This is a genomic window from Chitinophagales bacterium, from assembly GCA_020636495.1.
In the GTDB taxonomy this organism is placed as follows: Bacteria; Bacteroidota; Bacteroidia; order Chitinophagales; family Chitinophagaceae; genus UBA5543.
In genome coordinates this window covers 1,796,313-1,814,049 of sequence record JACJXQ010000008.1, presented here as the reverse complement: position 1 = coordinate 1,814,049, position 17,737 = coordinate 1,796,313, and the positions used below count along the sequence as shown (strand labels likewise).

General features: G+C 44.4%; 12 protein-coding genes. 3 read left to right on the top strand and 9 right to left on the bottom strand.

The genetic code is table 11. From position 1 onward, the window contains the following. Positions 1–3: 3 nt before the first annotated feature. The gene (gene panB, locus H6550_07860; protein MCB9046040.1) at positions 4–819 is read right to left on the bottom strand and encodes a 3-methyl-2-oxobutanoate hydroxymethyltransferase; all 816 of its coding nucleotides are present in this window, start codon (positions 817–819) and stop codon (positions 4–6) included. Between the two features lie 32 nt (positions 820–851). Beyond that, positions 852–1,667 (bottom strand): hydroxymethylglutaryl-CoA lyase, encoded by an 816-nt coding sequence (locus H6550_07855; protein MCB9046039.1) that lies wholly within the window; start codon positions 1,665–1,667, stop codon positions 852–854. A 143-nt stretch (positions 1,668–1,810) separates the two neighbouring features. On the opposite strand from H6550_07855, the gene H6550_07850 reads away from it, so the two are divergent. Beyond that, complete coding sequence (locus H6550_07850) at positions 1,811–2,131, top strand: heavy metal-binding domain-containing protein (GenBank protein ID MCB9046038.1); 321 nt, start codon at positions 1,811–1,813, stop codon at positions 2,129–2,131. Positions 2,132–2,144: 13 nt separating this feature from the next. Here the strand turns inward: H6550_07850 and H6550_07845 are convergent, their stop codons facing one another. Beyond that, complete coding sequence (locus tag H6550_07845; protein ID MCB9046037.1) at positions 2,145–2,888, bottom strand: menaquinone biosynthesis protein; 744 nt, start codon at positions 2,886–2,888, stop codon at positions 2,145–2,147. A 45-nt stretch (positions 2,889–2,933) separates the two neighbouring features. Between H6550_07845 and rnhA the strand changes: the two genes are divergently transcribed. Further along, the gene (gene rnhA / locus H6550_07840; GenBank protein ID MCB9046036.1) at positions 2,934–3,395 is read left to right on the top strand and encodes a ribonuclease HI; all 462 of its coding nucleotides are present in this window, start codon (positions 2,934–2,936) and stop codon (positions 3,393–3,395) included. Here rnhA and H6550_07835 read toward each other — a convergent pair. After that, positions 3,392–4,369 carry a cation transporter gene (locus H6550_07835; protein ID MCB9046035.1) on the bottom strand — a complete coding sequence of 326 codons (978 nt, stop codon included), beginning with the start codon at positions 4,367–4,369 and terminating at the stop codon, positions 3,392–3,394. The two genes, rnhA and H6550_07835, sit on opposite strands and share 4 nt — an antisense overlap. Positions 4,370–5,013: 644 nt before the next feature. On the opposite strand from H6550_07835, the gene H6550_07830 reads away from it, so the two are divergent. Next, positions 5,014–5,217, top strand: coding sequence for a hypothetical protein (locus tag H6550_07830; GenBank protein ID MCB9046034.1), 204 nt, complete (start codon positions 5,014–5,016; stop codon positions 5,215–5,217). A gap of 301 nt (positions 5,218–5,518) precedes the next feature. On the opposite strand, the gene H6550_07825 is transcribed toward H6550_07830, so the two are convergent. The 5 genes from H6550_07825 to rpoB all read right to left on the bottom strand — a co-directional run bounded on the left by H6550_07825 (position 5,519) and on the right by rpoB (position 17,521). Continuing rightward, on the bottom strand, positions 5,519–5,875 hold the full coding sequence (locus H6550_07825) for a hypothetical protein (protein ID MCB9046033.1): 357 nt from the start codon (positions 5,873–5,875) through the stop codon (positions 5,519–5,521). After that, positions 5,872–8,253, bottom strand: a complete 2,382-nt coding sequence (locus H6550_07820; protein ID MCB9046032.1) for a penicillin acylase family protein — start codon at positions 8,251–8,253, stop codon at positions 5,872–5,874. Before H6550_07820 ends, H6550_07825 begins: the two co-directional genes overlap by 4 nt. A gap of 39 nt (positions 8,254–8,292) precedes the next feature. Further along, complete coding sequence (locus tag H6550_07815) at positions 8,293–9,213, bottom strand: lytic transglycosylase domain-containing protein (GenBank protein MCB9046031.1); 921 nt, start codon at positions 9,211–9,213, stop codon at positions 8,293–8,295. A 110-nt stretch (positions 9,214–9,323) separates the two neighbouring features. Next, positions 9,324–13,646, bottom strand: a complete 4,323-nt coding sequence (gene rpoC / locus H6550_07810; GenBank protein ID MCB9046030.1) for a DNA-directed RNA polymerase subunit beta' — start codon at positions 13,644–13,646, stop codon at positions 9,324–9,326. A gap of 62 nt (positions 13,647–13,708) precedes the next feature. Then, the gene (gene rpoB, locus H6550_07805) at positions 13,709–17,521 is read right to left on the bottom strand and encodes a DNA-directed RNA polymerase subunit beta (GenBank protein ID MCB9046029.1); all 3,813 of its coding nucleotides are present in this window, start codon (positions 17,519–17,521) and stop codon (positions 13,709–13,711) included. Positions 17,522–17,737 lie beyond the last annotated feature (216 nt).

Here is a 17,737-nt window from a genome sequence, read left to right as displayed (position 1 = left end):
GCCCTAGTATTGTTCTTGCTCGTTTGGGAAATCCTTGCTCTTTACGTCAGTTATGTATTGTTGTGTAGCGCCTTTTATCTGGTCGTACAGATCCAGATAGCGACGCAGGAAACGGGGTGAGAATTCTTTGTTGATGCCCAGCATATCATGCATAACCAGCACCTGGCCATCTACATGCATACCAGCTCCTATACCTATGATGGGTATTTTCAGTTCATCCGCTACACGCTTGCCTAATGCAGCAGGTATTTTCTCAAGCACAATGGCAAAACATCCCGCCTCCTGTAACAGGTGAGCATTCCTCACCAACTCTTCGGCTTCTTCTTCTTCTTTGGCGCGCACTACGTAAGTACCGAATTTATAGATGGACTGTGGCGTTAATCCAAGATGTCCCATTACAGGTACACCGGCACTGATGATCCTCTTGATAGACTCTACTACTTCTACCCCACCTTCCAGCTTGATAGCATGTGCGCCCGTTTCTTTCATAATACGGATAGCAGAATTCAATGCCTCTTTACTATTGCCCTGGTAGGTACCAAAAGGCAGGTCTACCACAACAAGACAACGATTGATGGCACGCACCACACTCTGGGCATGATATATCATCTGGTCGAGTGTAATAGGTAATGTAGTTTCATGACCCGCCATTACATTTGATGCACTATCCCCTACCAATAACACATCTATCTCCGCATCGTCAAGAATACGGGCCATAGAATAATCATATGCCGTCAGCATGGCGATCTTCTCACCATTTTGCTTCATACGTTGTAATGTATTGGTAGTAACCTTCGTTATTTCTTTATGTGTAGACATAATAGTATTTGAGTAAGTAAAATTAGGCAAAACTACAGGAATATACCCGCAGCCATCTGCATAGCATCATTAAATGCTTCTCTGTCAAGCGATAAAGAAATATTATTTCTATCGGCCCAACTGATGATATTTTCAGTAGCGATGTTACCCACCAGCTCATCTTCAGCCATCGGGCACCCTCCTATTCCTTTCAAGGCACTATCAAAACTGGTACAGCCATTATCATAGGCAGCCTGTATCTTCTCTTCCCATTTATCGGCTGTTGAGTGAAAATGCGCACCTATAGTCACATCTTTAAACTCGGGCACCAAGCTTTTATAGATATATTCGATATTAGAAGGTTGAGCTACCCCTACCGTATCAGCCATAGCTATGGTCTTGATACCTAAGGCAGCCAGTTTGCCCACCCATTTAATAGCTATCTCTGCATTATATTCATCTCCATATGGATTGCCGAAACCCATGGATATATATATCACCAACTGCTTGCCATGCTGTACGCACAAATTCTGTATCTCCTCTACCTGCGCCAGCGACTGGTCGATGGTTTTATTCGTATTCCTTAGCTGGAAAGTTTCTGAAATAGAAAACGGAAAACCAAGATATGTCACCTGGTCGAAGGCAACAGCATCCTGAGCTCCGCGTGTATTGGCAATAATCGTCAACAATTTGGTATTTGTACCATCCATATTCAGTTGAGGCAGCACATCTTTCGTATCAGCCATTTGCGGTATGGCCTTAGGAGATACAAACGAACCACAATCCAGCACATCAAAGCCTACTTTGAGTAATGTATTCAGGTACGCAACTTTTTGTTCCGTTGGAATAAAATGCGCCCAACCCTGCATGGCATCGCGCGGACATTCAACTAATGTTATCTTATTGCTCATCGTACTACAAAGATACACGCTGTTAAAGATTATTTAAGCTTAACAAGTATAGCCAGTCCTTATATCAGTATTCCGTAACTTCATGCATCAAAATATAACATATGATACTATCCACAACCAACCAGCTAGAAGGCAAAACCATTAAAGAATACAAAGGCATAGTATTCGGTGAAACCATAATTGGTGCTAACCTTTTCAAAGACCTGTTCGCTTCCATCAGGGATATAGTGGGTGGCCGCTCCGGCTCTTATGAAAAAGTATTGCAGGAAGCCCGCGAAACAGCTATCAGCGAAATGGCACAAAAGGCACAATATTTAGGAGCCAATGGCGTGATAGGTATAGACGTTGACTACGAAGTTGTAGGCCAGTCAGGTAGTATGCTTATGGTAAGCGTTTCCGGTACCGCAGTATTGGTCGACTAGTTCGGGAACCCTTTTACAAGGTTTGGATGAGTTCCAGGAACTTATTCAAACCTTTCTTTTTTTCATCATCCAGCTTGTAGTGGATGCATTCTGTATAGTACTTCTTCAGGTCATATTCAATAAATACAGTATTGGCAACTATACGGTCTATATATTCCAGTCCTGCACCATTTGCCTGGTTAAAGTCGGACATGAACTGTTCGGGCAATTCTTTATTAGCTACCCATGCAGCAAATATGAATGGCAGGCCTGTATGCTCTTTCCATGCTTCTGACAGGTCATACACGTATTCAAAGTTGTTCAGTTGCTGCAATGCCCTGTCCCCTATTATCACGGCCGCTTCATCATCGCCAATGTTATCTATAAAGTCTTTTTCGGCCGGTTTCAGTTCAGGATTTACCTTCCAGTAATTTCTCAGCATCAGGCGCGCCAGCATTACAGAGGTGCGTGACTGGTAATCCAGGTATACCGTTTTAGCTTCTTCTATAGGAACATTACTGAAAATAGCCACAGAAGCCACATTACCATCTGCTGCTATACCATAATCAGAAATGATCTGCGCACCGGGTATTGAGGGAATGACCGCCACCGGCAGCAGGGCCAGGTCTATTTCATTATCCTTTAGTTGCTGTGCTAATATAGATGGATAATTTACACTCAGTTCTATCTCGTCTGTTACCGGGCTGTGCTCTATGCCATACAATAATGGTACTGTATTGAGATAACTTACCGCACCAACTTTTATTTTACTGCTCAACTATCTACTTTTAGGTCACAAAGATACAAGCTAAGCAACGAATTAATGTCGCAACAACTGATAATTTATACTGACGGTGCCGCCAGAGGCAACCCCGGCCCCGGAGGATACGGAATTGTGCTGAAATGGGGCAACATCATAAAAGAACTGTCACAAGGCTACAGGATGACCACCAATAACAGAATGGAACTGCTGGCGGTAATAGTGGCCCTGCAACAGTTGAAAAGAGATGGCGTGAACGCAGTGATATACACAGACTCTTCATACGTGGTCAACTCGGTAGAAAAAGGATGGGTGTTTGGCTGGGTAAAAACAGGTTTCAAAGGCAAGAAGAATGCTGACCTGTGGAGGTTGTTCTTACAGGAATACAAAAAACACAACATCAAATTCCAATGGGTAAAGGGGCACGCCAATAATGCAGGCAATAACCGTTGTGACGAGCTGGCCACCATGGCCGCAGACAGTGGTAACTGGCTGATAGATGAAGGATATGAAGCGGGGAACTAAGCCTCCTTACCATGCTTGGCATCATGCCACACATTATCCGTATTCCATTCTACCTGTCCTTCAAAAGGATGTTGGCGAACCTCACAATCGCTTTTGGCGCAAAGCTTGCATGAGTAGGGCTGGCAGGCGTCAATATGTATGAATATCTCGATCTTGTTATCGAAATGACTCGATATGAGATCTTCTACCCCATGTATGGCCAGCTCAGCATCCTTTACCTGGTAGTACCATGGTAAGGTAAGATGTGCATCTACATGCATGCGCTCTCCCTGCTCGGTTACTCTCAGGTTATGCAGGTCTACCCAGTCGTCTTTCCTGTTGTTTTGCAGCAGGTCTATTACTTCCTGCAACAGTTTCAGGTCTGATTCGTCCATGATGCCTGACATAGATTTCCGAACCACTTTATAGCCGGTAATAAGAATAACTATAGAGAATATAAGCGCTACTACACTATCCAGCCATTGCCAGCCTGTGAGCATGAGTAATGCCAGCCCAATAATGATGGCAACAGTAGAATATGCATCGGTCTTAAGATGGTTACCGGCAGATTCTACTATCAACGACTTCTGTTTCTTACCTTGCCGCACGGCATATACACCCGCGAAATAATTGAGTACACCCGTTACACCTACAATGGCGATACCAATATCCAGGCTGTGCAATGGTTTGGGTTCTACCAGTTGGTCTATGGCTTCGTAAATGATCATGAGGCCTGCAATGATGATAAGCGACCCTTCAATAGCAGCAGAAACAAACTGTGCTTTGCCATGACCGTAAGGGTGATTCATATCGCGGGGCTTGGCCGCCAGGATAATGCTGTACAGGCCTATTAAACCCGCTATCACGTTTACCGTGCTTTCCAACGCATCTGTAAGTACGGTTACAGAGTGTGTCAGGTACCATGCAGCTATCTTGCCTACGAATAATACAATAGACAAAAGCGCTATATATCTCTGTATCCTGATAGTTGTCATTATGCTAAAAGATTACTGTTTTCTCTGAATATTGCAGGTGTTTGTACCGGTGAGTTTATATATTATCTTTTTTCGCAACCAACTACACCATCATACTACTTTGTATCGTTTTGTATCGTTTGATATCGAAATGCATAGAGGGTGCTAAAACCTATTTTCTAACTTACTGAATATCAATACTTGTATTTTTGTCATTTTTCAGGGTATTATACTTAGCTTTTCATTGCTATATATAACTGATGTTTCCATGTTGTCAAAGAGCTTATATTAACCCTGCAAAAAGGGTAATAATTAATAACAAATATACAAAATTAAAACGTGAAATAATAATATATTTTATCTTCGCCAGCCGCAGCACAACCTGGCTGCCGGAATATAGCATAAAACATTTAGCGCTGAATGCCGGTCACAGACCGGATGATCTCATAGACACAGATGACCTGTGGAACATCTGCGCCAGTGGAGGTCCCACGCACGTCCTTCAATGTCAGATGTAACACCGACATACAGCACTCTCTTACTTACAGATGCCATGATATATACCCAACCACCCTTGAACATGGAATAAATATAATACATGCCTGGATCAGATGGTCACGTCCGTATCTGCATTCGCAGATACTCCCTCACCATGACGGGAGAGAATGAAGGTTATCAGACCGGATGATCTCATAGACACAGATGACCTGTGGAACATTTGCGCCAGTGGAACATTTGCGCCAGTGGAACATCTGCGCCAGTGGATAAGTCCTCAACAACACCATACTGACTCCGTTTACAAAACGGCTACATATTCTGTATTCGAGATGCCTTGCAGAACATCTCGAACAGCAAGGATATTACATTAAACATTTAGTCCTGAATGCCGGTCACAGACCGGATGATCTCATAGACACAGATGACCTGTGGAACATCTGCGCCAGTGGATGCCATGATATATACCCAACCACCCTTGAACGTGGTATAAATATAATACATGCCTGGATTAGATGGTCACGTCCGTATCTGCATTCGCAGGTACTCCCTAACCATGACGGGAGAGAATGAAGGTTATCAGACCGGATGATCTTATTGACACAGATGACCTTGGGAACATCTGCGCCAGCAGGGGCCAGCAGTTATCTGTTTAACACACCTATACATCCTGGATTACATATCATCTACATTCTTAAATATCCCCCGCATAGCAGCCCCACTCCAGCCGCCAAGTCCGCCAACCAATGCTCCAAGAATAACATTCACGATAATAAAAACAGTATGAGACAGACCTATTACCTGCGCTATGCGGCCGGATAACAGGTAATCATTGGCCGCGTCTTGTTTCAGTATCAATACAAGCCATAATAAGCCGATGGCTATACAGCCGGATAAGAAGCCCCTGCCTGCTTTTTGTTTGGCTATTACAGCAACAAGGAAAGGCACCACCGCCACCATCCACCAGCCGATATAATACGCTCCAAGCCATGAAAGCAATGCCGTTATCAATATGGTGACGATATTCTTCATTTACCTGCGGCTTTAATGGTCCAAGTATATTTTACCTTATCAGCATGCGGCTGTTTTCCCTGGCTTATAAAGGTCAATGTATCATATTTTCCACCGGCCCATTTATCCAGGAATGAAACGTAATACTTACTACCGGGGTTGCCGGACTGTCCGCCGGGATATACACCATACCCTTCGGGTATGTCCTTCATCTCTACTACCATTCTCCACGAAGGACCATGGTTACCTTTCATGGCATTAATAGTATTGCCCCAGCCTCCATTATGCATCTCTGAATAGCTGAAAGGTTTCAGTTTAGCCAGATGGGTTACAGAAGTGTTTTTCACTTTATACCATTCCAAACCAGTTGAAGATTTTAACCTGTTAAGGCTGTCAACTGCTTCTTTGTAACTCTTTGTGATAAAGTCATCATCATCCGGCAGCACATCACTGTTATTGATTAATATCTGCATGGTACGTTCAGGTAGTGGCATCAGTCCGTCTGGAGATATTTTGAACATACCCGTCCAGATGTCTTTGTACAGCAACGACCACCATACCTGGAATACCGTAGCAGCCTTGCTATCAGCATCGTAATTATAATCCCAGTTCTTAAGTAGTGACAAGTATTCATCACTACCCGTCTCAACTTTCTCCAGCATTAACGGCAGTATCTTCCTTGCCAGTACAGAATGTACATCGCTCTGCATACGGAACATATCTTCAACCGTTACGCCTCCAATTGTATCCAGCATTTCGTTTATACGCCATGCACGCAGCTCGTTGAATTTACCGTTGTACCAATAAGGATAAGCAGTATCGGTAACATTCTGGTTGGCAGAACTTAGAAAGCCTTGTTGCGGGTTCTTTACATGCGGATTCTCAGACACAGGTATCGGGCTACCCCAGAGTGTAGTGCTGTCGTGCCCCTGCATGATGTACTTGCCTTGCTCTTTCCATTTATTCACAAACTGCCCCTGCCCCCAAATAGCAATATCACCTTTTGTATCTGCGAAAATGAAATTCTGCGCAGGGCAGGAGAAATAGCCCATACCTTCTGCATAACCATCATAATCTTTAGCACGGTTCAGCAGGTACAGGCTGAGCATCTCGTTGCTCTCCTCAAGTGCCATCCATTTGAGTGCCAACGGTTGTTGTATGCCATTAGGTTCTTTAAAGTGTTCGTCATAGATAAGCGGGCCATGCAAAGTGTACCTTACCGTATCTATAAACTCAGAACCGCCTTTTATCTTAATGGTCTCAATTCTTTTATCAAAAGTCCTGTTCTCTCCATTGAAACGATAATGGTCATTATCCACTACATCAATAGTATAAAAGTCTTTTACATCGCGGTAATTGTTAGTAAAGCCCCATGCAATGTTATCGTTGTAGCCAATAACTACTCCCGGCGCTCCCGGTAGTGATACTCCATATACATTTATACCCGGCGCTGTCAATTGCACCTGGAACCATAAGGAAGGCAGGTTCAGCGCAAGGTGTGGGTCGTTGCACAATATCGGTTTGCCCGACCTTGTTCTGCTTCCGCTCAACGCCCAGTTATTACTACCCTTCCCGCTTTCACTATTGTCTTCAGGCGTTTTTTTGAAATCAACCTTTGCCCACTTGTCACCCTCAGGTACTGCAGCTTGCTGCATAGATACAGGATCGAATTTTGTACCCGCAGGAATTACAGGTGTACTACCGCTTATCTTTTCGGGAAAGAAGAAGGCTACCTGTTCTTTACTAAGTATGTTTTGTAAATAGTATGTAAGGCCTATATCATGTACATCACCAGCCAGGTCATCAGCCATATACATGAGCAATAATGTTGTCCTGAGATTCTCCCATGGTTCCGGTTTAAAGCCCATCAATTTATACTCCACCGGGTAATCTGCCGGACGTAACGATGCTATATATTCATTGATACCATCCCTGTAGCCATCAAGCGCTATTTTACTACGAGGATCTGCTTCCATTGCCTTCAACGACTGTTCAGCGCCATATACCATCCCCTTGCGCCTTTGCTCACGGTCATATTTCAACGCTTTGGGACCCAGCAATTCGCTTACCCTGCCTCCGGCAGCACGCGTCTGCAGGTCCATTTGCCATAAGCGGAAATAAGCGTGGATATATCCCTGAACAAAATATAGATCATAGTCATTAGTAGCCGTGATGTGCGGCACCAGCCTGTCGTCATACCAAACTGACGCATCTCCTTTTAAAGAATGGAATGTAAGGTCTGCCGTAAAGTCTTTATCAGCAGGTTCTGCATTGGCCCAGAAACCACTTACCGGGTCTAATAGCTTACCAATAGCAGGATTAGCTCCAATTGGTTTATTCAACCAGTAGATGATCGTTACTGATAGTATCAATGGCCATATCGCACGTAGAATTCTCATTTTATGTCTATTACCATTGATCTGTTATATCATAGCAAACTATTTCAGTGGCAGGTCTATCACATAAGAGTTGCCTTTGCTTATGGTCAATGACTGGTCGCGCAGCCAGGGGTTTAACAATTTCAGCATACGGTAATTGGTACCGTTATACATGGCAAAAGATGCCAGATCCGGTATTGACTCAGTAACAGTCACCTTTCTTACAGGTATGGGCCTGTATGCCTCATCTCTCTGAATGTTAAAGCCCAGTTGCTCAGGATTAGTCATTATGTATTTGAACGCCAGTATACGGAACAGGTAGTGCATGGTCTCATCAGGCAACAAAACATCGTAGTAGTTATCCTGCTTCTGATAATCAGCATTCCTTGAATATCCTGCTACACCGCAGTTATATGAGGCCGCAGCAGCCGTCCATGAACCGAATTTTGCGTATGCTTCCTTGAGGTACTGGCAAGCCGCGTCTGTGGCTTTTTCCAGGTGGTAACGCTCATCCACCTCTTTGTCCAGTTCCAATCCGTACCTGGGTGCGGTACCATCCATAAACTGCCAGAAACCGCGGGCACCTGCGGGAGAACGGGCAGGTGTCAATGAACTCTCAGCTACACAGAGGTACTTAAAATCATCAGGCACCCCGTTTGCACGAAGTCTTTGTTCTATTACAGGGAAATATCGGGTAGAACGGAGCAATATCTGCATGGTGTGCGAATGACGATAGCTATTGCCCAGTATCTCTTCCTGCAACAACTCCCTGACATCCCACTTTTGTAAAGGCACAGGCTCGCCTGCAAAACTTATCTGTTCGGGCAGATCAGGCACAAACCACTTGTATTGCAGCTTCCTGTTTTTCTTTACCTCCACCACTTCTTCGCCTTTGTCGGACGCGCGGAACGAGAATCCCGCAACGACAGCAGCACAAACCATAACTCCAAATGAAAAATATACTATCGGCTTCAATTTCATAACTATCAGCAATTTAAGGGTAACATAAATGTAAGCAATTACGCTCAAACAAGAAAAAGCTGCTCATATGAGCAGCTTTTTCTAAATCTATCTGTTTATTGTTGTTCGTCTTATTCTTCTTCGTCAAACTGCAGAACATCGCGGTTAGCCATCAGCAGTTCAAACTCTTCTTTAGAACCAACAATGATATCATCGTAGTCGCGCATACCGGTACCTGCAGGTATCAAGTTACCCGTGATAACATTTTCTTTCAGTCCCATCAAGTTGTCCGACTTACCGTTGATGGATGCTTGAGAAAGCACTTTCGTTGTTTCCTGGAATGACGCGGCAGATATCCAGCTACGTGTACCAAGGGAAGCCTTGGTGATACCCAACAACAACGGAGCCGAAGTGGCAGGTTGTGCGTCGCGGTATTCCACCAGTTTCTTATCGGCACGGCGCAGAGCACTGTTTTCTTCACGTATTTCGCGAAGTGTGGTTATCTGGCCCGGATGCAAGTCCTCCGAATCACCTGCTTCTGTAACAACCTTCTTGTCGAATATCCAGTCGTTCTCTTCCATGAATTCGAACTTATCAACCGTATCGTCTTCAAGGAACTTGGTATCTCCCGGATCTACTATTGTTACTTTACGCATCATCTGACGAACGATAACCTCAATGTGCTTATCGTTTATCTTCACACCCTGTAAGCGATATACTTCCTGTATCTCATTCACAAGATATTCTTGTACTGCGAAAGGTCCTTTAATATTCAAGATATCCGAAGGAGTAATGGCTCCGTCAGAAAGTGACGTACCCGCTTTCACGAAGTCACCGTCTTGAACCATGATGTGACGAGTAAGGGGCACCAAGTACTTTCTTACAACTTCATCTTTACTTTCTACGATTATCTCGCGGTTACCACGCTTGATGTTACCGAACGATACAACACCATCTATTGCAGATACGATAGCAGGGTTGCTCGGGTTACGAGCTTCGAACAATTCGGTTACACGTGGAAGACCACCCGTGATATCTCGGCTACGACCCATCACACGAGGAATCTTAACCAATACCTGACCACTGGTCACTCCGTCACCTTCTTTGATGATGATGTGTGAACCTACCGGAAGGTTGTAAGATTTCTCCTCCTTATCACTTATTACTATAAGTGAAGGTATCTTGGTTTTATCTTTTGTTTCGATAACCACTTTCTCACGGTGACCTGTCTGTTCGTCAGCCTCTTCGCGATAAGTAACACCTTCAATTACGTTGTCAAATTTGATCTTACCGTTTATTTCAGATACGATAACGGCGTTGAACGGATCCCATGTACAGATGATATCACCTTTCTTCAACTTCTGACCGTTCTTGATCTTCAGATGAGAACCGTAAGGGATGTTGTGTGTATTCAACAACCTGTCGTTCTCTACATCTATCACACGAAGTTCACCTGTACGACCGATTACAACCACAACTTCTTCACCTTCCATATTGGTGTACTTGGTGGTACGAAGTCCGTCGAACTGCGCAGTACCGTCGAACTTAGCCATCAAGTTGGATTCAATTGCAGAAGAACCCGCAACACCACCCACGTGGAACGTACGTAGTGTAAGCTGTGTACCCGGCTCACCGATCGATTGTGCAGCTATAATACCAACTGAGTCACCTTTCTGAGTCATGTTACCTGTTGCAAGGTTCTTACCATAACACTTCGCACACACACCACGACGACTCTCACAAGTCAATACAGAACGTATCTCAACCGCTTCAATTGCACTTTCTTCGATTGCTTTGGCAACATCAACTGTTATCTCAGCACCTGCTTCCACCAACAACTCTTCGGTAATTGGATCGAACACATCGTGTAGAGATGTACGTCCTAAAATCCTATCGTATAATGGTTCTACTATTTCTTCATTGTCTTTCAATGCAGAAGTTGCGATACCACGTAGTGTTCCACAATCTTCTTCGTTGATAACAACATCTTGAGCAACATCCACAAGACGACGAGTCAAATAACCCGCATCCGCCGTTTTAAGGGCCGTATCCGCAAGACCTTTACGCGCACCGTGTGTAGAGATGAAGTACTCCAATACGTTCAAACCTATTTTGAAGTTTGAAAGGATCGGGTTTTCAATGATCTCAGAACCGCTAGAACCCGAACGACGTGGTTTCGCCATCAGACCCCTCAAACCTGCCAGCTGCTTAACCTGTTGTTTAGAACCCCTCGCACCTGAATCAAGCATCATGTATACAGAGTTGAAACCTTGCTTATCGCTGGCCATCTCTTGTATCAATGTTTCTGTAACACGAGTATCAACACGTGACCAGATATCGATTATCTGGTTGTAACGTTCGTTGTTCGTGATAAGACCCATGTTATAGTTGTCCCAAACCTCATCCACTTCGGCTTGAGCTGAAATCACCAACTCTTCCTTAATGTTAGGTACGTTCAAATCTTCGATATTGAACGACAAACCACCTTTGAAGGCCATTGTGAAACCAAGCTTCTTGATGTTATCAAGGAAGTCAACGGTTGCAGGTATACCTGAGAATTTCAAGATATCACCGATGATCTCACGAAGTGACTTCTTCGTAAGTACCGCGTTCACATATCCTGTTTCTTTTGGTACGAACTGGTTGAATATTACACGACCAACGGTTGTTTCTATCAACTGGTTTTTGATGCCTTCTTTGGTTCTAACGTCTACTTTCACTCTAATCACTGCGTGAAGATCAACTCGTCCTTCGTTGTGTGCTATAATCACTTCTTCAGGACTGTAGAATGCCATACCCTCACCTTTCACCTTCATATCACCTTCAGTCTTCTTAGCCTTGGTGATGTAGTACAGACCCAATACCATGTCCTGAGAAGGAAGGGTGATCGGCGTACCGTTCTGAGGGTTAAGAATGTTGTGAGAAGCAAGCATCAACAATTGAGCTTCCAATATCGCCGCACTGCTCAAAGGTACGTGTACCGCCATCTGGTCACCATCGAAATCCGCGTTGAATGCGGTACATACCAATGGGTGAAGACGAATAGCTTTACCTTCTATCAGTTTAGGCTGGAATGCCTGTATTGACAATCTGTGTAGTGTAGGAGCACGGTTAAGCATTACAGGGTGTCCTTTCAGTACATTTTCAAGGATATCCCATACCACTGCTTCTTTGCGCTCAACAAGCTTCTTCGCACTCTTCACTGTTTTTACTATACCCCTCTCTATCAGCTTGCGTATGATAAACGGCTTAAACAATTCAGCCGCCATGTCTTTAGGTATACCACACTCGTGTAGTCTCATTTCAGGACCTACAACGATCACCGAACGACCCGAGTAGTCAACACGCTTACCCAACAAGTTTTGACGGAAACGACCTTGCTTACCTTTCAGTACATCCGAAAGTGATTTCAATGCACGGCCACCTTCTGCTTTAACGGCGTTGGACTTACGGCTGTTATCGAACAACGAGTCAACCGCTTCTTGCAACATACGCTTCTCGTTACGAAGAATCACCTCAGGAGCTTTGATCTCTATAAGGCGCTTCAAACGGTTGTTACGTATGATCACACGACGGTAAAGGTCGTTCAAATCGGAAGATGCGAAACGTCCACCATCCAACGGAACAAGTGGGCGAAGTTCAGGTGGAATAACAGGAATGTACTGCATAACAGTCCACTCAAGCCTATTCTCTACCCTTGTATTGGCATCACGGAAAGCTTCAACAACACTCAAACGCTTCAATGCTTCTTGCTTACGTTGTTGAGAAGTTTCTGTAGCTGCTGCGTTACGAAGGTCGTAAGACAATTGGTCAAGGTCTATACGGCTCAGCAATGCATGTACCGCATCGGCACCCATCTTAGCGATGAACTTGTTCGGATCATCGTCAGGCAGGTAATGATTATCAGGAGAGATAGATTCCAATATCTCCAGGTATTCATCTTCCGTCAACAGTTGAAGGTCTGTTTTCTCAGAATCCTTCAGGTTCAGTTTCTGGCGGATCAGCTCTTCAGCTTCACCGGCCTGAACTACTGTATAACGCTCATAATAAACGATACTTTCCAGTTTTTTAGAGCTGGTACCCAACAGGTAACCTATCTTGTTAGGCAGGCTCTTGAAGTACCATATGTGTACGATAGGCACCACCAGCTTGATGTGTCCCATACGCTCACGACGTACTTTCTTTTCAGTTACTTCTACGCCGCAACGGTCGCAGACGATACCCTTATAACGGATACGCTTGTACTTACCGCAATAGCATTCATAATCCTTTACAGGCCCGAATATCTTCTCGCAGAACAAACCATCACGCTCAGGTTTGTATGTACGGTAGTTAATAGTTTCAGGCTTTAAAACTTCACCATATGAACGATCCAGGATCGTATCAGGAGAAGCAAGACTTATCGTTATCCTGCTAAACCCTGCTTTTGGTCGGTTTTCTTTTTTAATAGCCATATATAAAACGGTCTTTAATTTTTTAATAATGTTCTTTACCTAATAACCTTGTCCGTGTGTTCTTAGTCAAATTTCAATTCCAGACCCAGACCACGCAGCTCGTTCACCAATACGTTAAATGATTCAGGAATACCCGTTTTAGGTATGTTGTCTCCTTTAACTATGGCTTCGTAAGTTTTAGCCCTGCCTATGATATCATCTGATTTCAAAGTCAGCAGTTCCTGCAGTATGTTAGACGCACCATATGCTTCCAGTGCCCATACCTCCATCTCACCAAAACGCTGACCACCGAATTGAGCTTTACCACCCAATGGTTGTTGCGTAATGAGACTGTATGGTCCGATAGAACGTGCGTGCATCTTGTCGTCTACAAGGTGGTGCAGCTTGATGATATATATGATACCAACAGTTGCTTTCTGGTCGAAACGCTCCCCTGTTTCACCATCATACAGGTAAGTATGGCAGTAATCAGGCAGGTTGGCGTTCTTGATAGCCTCGTTGATCTGGCTTACTGAAGCACCGTCAAATATCGGTGTAGCAAACCTTTCGTTCAGCTTCTCACCTGCCCATCCTAATATGGTCTCGTAGATCTGGCCCAGGTTCATCCTCGAAGGTACACCAAGCGGGTTCAGACATATATCAACCGGAGTTCCGTCTTCCAGGAATGGCATATCCTCATCACGTACTATTTTGGCAACGATACCTTTGTTACCGTGACGACCCGCCATCTTATCACCTACTTTCAGCTTGCGTTTGCTGGCCAGGTAAACTTTAGCCAGTTTCAACACGCCTGTTGGCAACTCATCACCTATACTCAGGTTGAACTTCTCACGCTTGTAACGTCCCAGTTCTTCGTTGTATTTGATGTTGTAGTTGTGCAACAGCAGGTTGATCTGCTCATCAGTATCTTCTTCACCTGTCCAACCCAGAGGGTTAACGTTCATGAAGTCGATAGAACCTAAAGTCTTAGAGTTGAACTTACCACCTTTGCTGATCAGCAGCTCACCAAAGTTGTTGGTAACACCGGCTGAGTTCTTGTTCTTCAACAATACCATCAGCTTGTCTATCAGCAGGTTCAGCAGTTCACCCAGGTTCTTATCGTGTACTTTCTCTATATTTTCCAGTGCCGCTTTTTCACGAACTTTTGCGTTCTTGTCTTTCTTCACACGCTGGAACAGTTTCTTATCTATAACCACACCTTCTGTACCGCTCGAAGCTTTCAGTGACGCATCTTTTGCATCACCGGCCTTATCACCAAATATGGCACGCAGCAGTTTTTCTTCAGGCGTAGGATCTGTTTCTCCTTTAGGAGTGATCTTACCTATCAGAATATCACCTTCGCCTACGTGTGCACCAATACGGATGATACCATTTTCATCCAGGTCTTTTGTAGCCTCTTCTGATACGTTAGGTATATCCGGTGTCAGCTCTTCTTCACCCAGTTTAGTATCACGCACTTCCAGTTCATACTCATCGATGTGTATTGATGTAAACAAGTCGTTACGTACCACGCGCTCACTTATTACTATCGCATCCTCGAAGTTGTAACCTTTCCATGGCATAAATGCTACTTTCAGGTTACGTCCCAGTGCCAGCTCACCATCTTTGGTTGCATAACCTTCGGTCAGGAAGTCACCTTCTTTCACCTTCTGATTTTTGCGAACGCAAGGCCTCAGGGTGATACTCGTGCTCTGGTTGGTTTTCTTATACTTAGTTAATGTATATACTTTCAGATCATCTTCAAATGACACCAGGCGCTGTTTCTCATCACGCTCATAACGTACGTGGATCTCATTAGCATCTACATACTCAACAATGCCATTACCTTCAGCGTGTATCTGTATACGTGCATCGCGTGCTGCCTTAGCTTCAAGGCCGGTACCTACTATCGGCACCTGCGGCAATATCAGCGGTACAGCCTGGCGTTGCATGTTCGATCCCATCAGCGCACGGTTGGCATCATCGTGCTCCAGGAACGGGATCAGAGAGGCACTCAAACCAACAATCTGGTTCGGAGCCACATCCATGTATTCTACTTCTTCTTTTTCCAGTATCGGGAAGTCACCTGTCTGCCTTGAACGTATCTTATCGTCAATAAAGTTTCCTTTATCATCCAGTGGCACGTTGGCCTGTGCGATCTTAGCATCGTCTTCCTCCTCAGCACTCAGGTATTGAGAAGTTTTCAGGTTTACTTTACCTTCTTTTACTTTACGGTATGGTGTTTCGATAAAGCCCATATCGTTTATCTTGGCGTGTACGCAAAGCGTAGATATCAGACCAATGTTCGGACCTTCCGGAGTTTCAATAGTACACAAACGACCATAGTGGCTGTAGTGTACGTCACGTACCTCGAAACCTGCACGTTCACGGCTCAGACCACCGGGTCCGAGTGCAGAGATACGACGCTTATGCGTGATCTCAGACAGCGGGTTGGTCTGGTCTAAGAACTGAGACAACTGAGATGTTCCGAAGAACGAGTTAATAACAGAAGATAATGTACGAGCATTGATCAGGTCGATCGGCGTGAACACCTCGTTATCGCGAACGTTCATACGCTCACGGATAGTACGTGCCATACGTGCCAGACCTACGCCAAACTGGGCAAACAATTGTTCGCCTACCGTACGTACACGACGGTTGCTCAGGTGGTCAATATCATCGATCTCTGCCTTACCATTGGTCAAACGCACCAGGTATTTAATAATAGAGATGATATCTTCTTTGCTTAAAACTTTCTTGTTCAGATCTATCTCCAGGCCCAATTTGCGGTTGATCTTGTAACGACCAACTTCGCCCAGATCGTAACGCTTATCGCTGAAGAACAGTTTCTCGATGATACCACGAGCTGTTTCATCATCCGGTGCATCAGAACCGCGCAACTGGCGATAGATGTGTTGAACTGCTTCCAATTCAGAGTTAGAAGTGTCCTTGTTCAATGTATTGTATATAATAGAGAAGTCGCCGCTTACTTCTTCCTTCTGCAGGAAGACTGTATCGATACCCATATCCAGTATCATTTCGATGTTCTCCTCATCCAGCACATTATCACGGTCCAACACTACTTCGTTACGCTCAATCGTTACCACTTCACCGGTATCTTCATCAACGAAGTCCTCAGTCCAGCTGCGCAGTACGCGTGCAGCCAACCTGCGGCCAACATTTTCTGCCAGTGCTTTCTTGTCTACCTTCACCTCATCAGCCATACCAAACAATTCCAGTATGTCTTTATCCGTTTCGTAGCCTATGGAACGTAACAGCGTTGTTACAGGGAATTTTTTCTTACGGTCGATGTACGCATACATAACATTATTGATGTCTGTAGCGAACTCCATCCACGCACCTTTGAAAGGTATAACCCTTGCACTGTATATCTTAGTGCCATTCGGGTGAACACTCTGACCAAAGAATACGCCCGGAGAACGGTGCAACTGAGATACTACTACCCTTTCAGCACCATTTATTACAAACGTACCGCGAGGGGTCATGTATGGGATATTACCCAGGAACACATCCTGAACGATAGTTTCAAAATCAACGTGCTCTTCATCATTACAACTCAGGCGCAATTTGGCCTTCAAAGGCACTGAATATGTAAGGCCACGCTCCATACACTCCTCTATCTTGTACCTTGGGGGGTCGATAAAGTAATCCAGGAATTCGAGCACGAATATGTTACGGGTGTCCGTAATGGGAAAATTCTCCTTGAATACACGGAATAAGCCTTCATTGTTACGCTTATCCGGCGTGGTTTCTAATTGGAAAAAGTCCTGGAAAGATCCGAGCTGAATTGCGAGTAGATCCGGAGTGTCGGCAACATCATGTATTTCACCAAAATTGATGCGGCCGGATGCGGTTCTTTTTTGTGGTACTGCCATAATATTGGTATATAATCCCGTTTTTTACAAACAAAAAATGCCCGTTCCAAAAGCTAACGCTTTCAGTACAGGTAACTTATCTGTATTAACAAAATTTGATCAAAAAGTTATTGTGCACAAGCTTGTTCCCGAAAAGGGATGCAAATATAGGCAGAATGGCGGAAACTATCAAAAAATATTCCAAAAATCATAATAGTGGAAAAATACTTTTAACAC

Excerpts from the sequence above, each read along its gene's own strand:
- panB (MCB9046040.1), bottom strand. The coding sequence starts at position 819 with ATGTCTACACATAAAGAAATAACGAAGGTTACTACCAATACATTACAA.
- H6550_07855 (MCB9046039.1), bottom strand. The coding sequence starts at position 1,667 with ATGCAGGGTTGGGCGCATTTTATTCCAACGGAACAAAAAGTTGCGTAC.
- H6550_07850 (MCB9046038.1), top strand. The coding sequence starts at position 1,811 with ATGATACTATCCACAACCAACCAGCTAGAAGGCAAAACCATTAAAGAA.
- rnhA (MCB9046036.1), top strand. The coding sequence starts at position 2,934 with ATGTCGCAACAACTGATAATTTATACTGACGGTGCCGCCAGAGGCAAC.
- H6550_07835 (MCB9046035.1), bottom strand. The coding sequence starts at position 4,369 with ATGACAACTATCAGGATACAGAGATATATAGCGCTTTTGTCTATTGTA.
- H6550_07830 (MCB9046034.1), top strand. The coding sequence starts at position 5,014 with ATGAAGGTTATCAGACCGGATGATCTCATAGACACAGATGACCTGTGG.
- H6550_07825 (MCB9046033.1), bottom strand. The coding sequence starts at position 5,875 with ATGAAGAATATCGTCACCATATTGATAACGGCATTGCTTTCATGGCTT.
- H6550_07820 (MCB9046032.1), bottom strand. The coding sequence starts at position 8,253 with ATGAGAATTCTACGTGCGATATGGCCATTGATACTATCAGTAACGATC.
- H6550_07815 (MCB9046031.1), bottom strand. The coding sequence starts at position 9,213 with ATGAAATTGAAGCCGATAGTATATTTTTCATTTGGAGTTATGGTTTGT.
- rpoC (MCB9046030.1), bottom strand. The coding sequence starts at position 13,646 with ATGGCTATTAAAAAAGAAAACCGACCAAAAGCAGGGTTTAGCAGGATA.
- rpoB (MCB9046029.1), bottom strand. The coding sequence starts at position 17,521 with ATGGCAGTACCACAAAAAAGAACCGCATCCGGCCGCATCAATTTTGGT.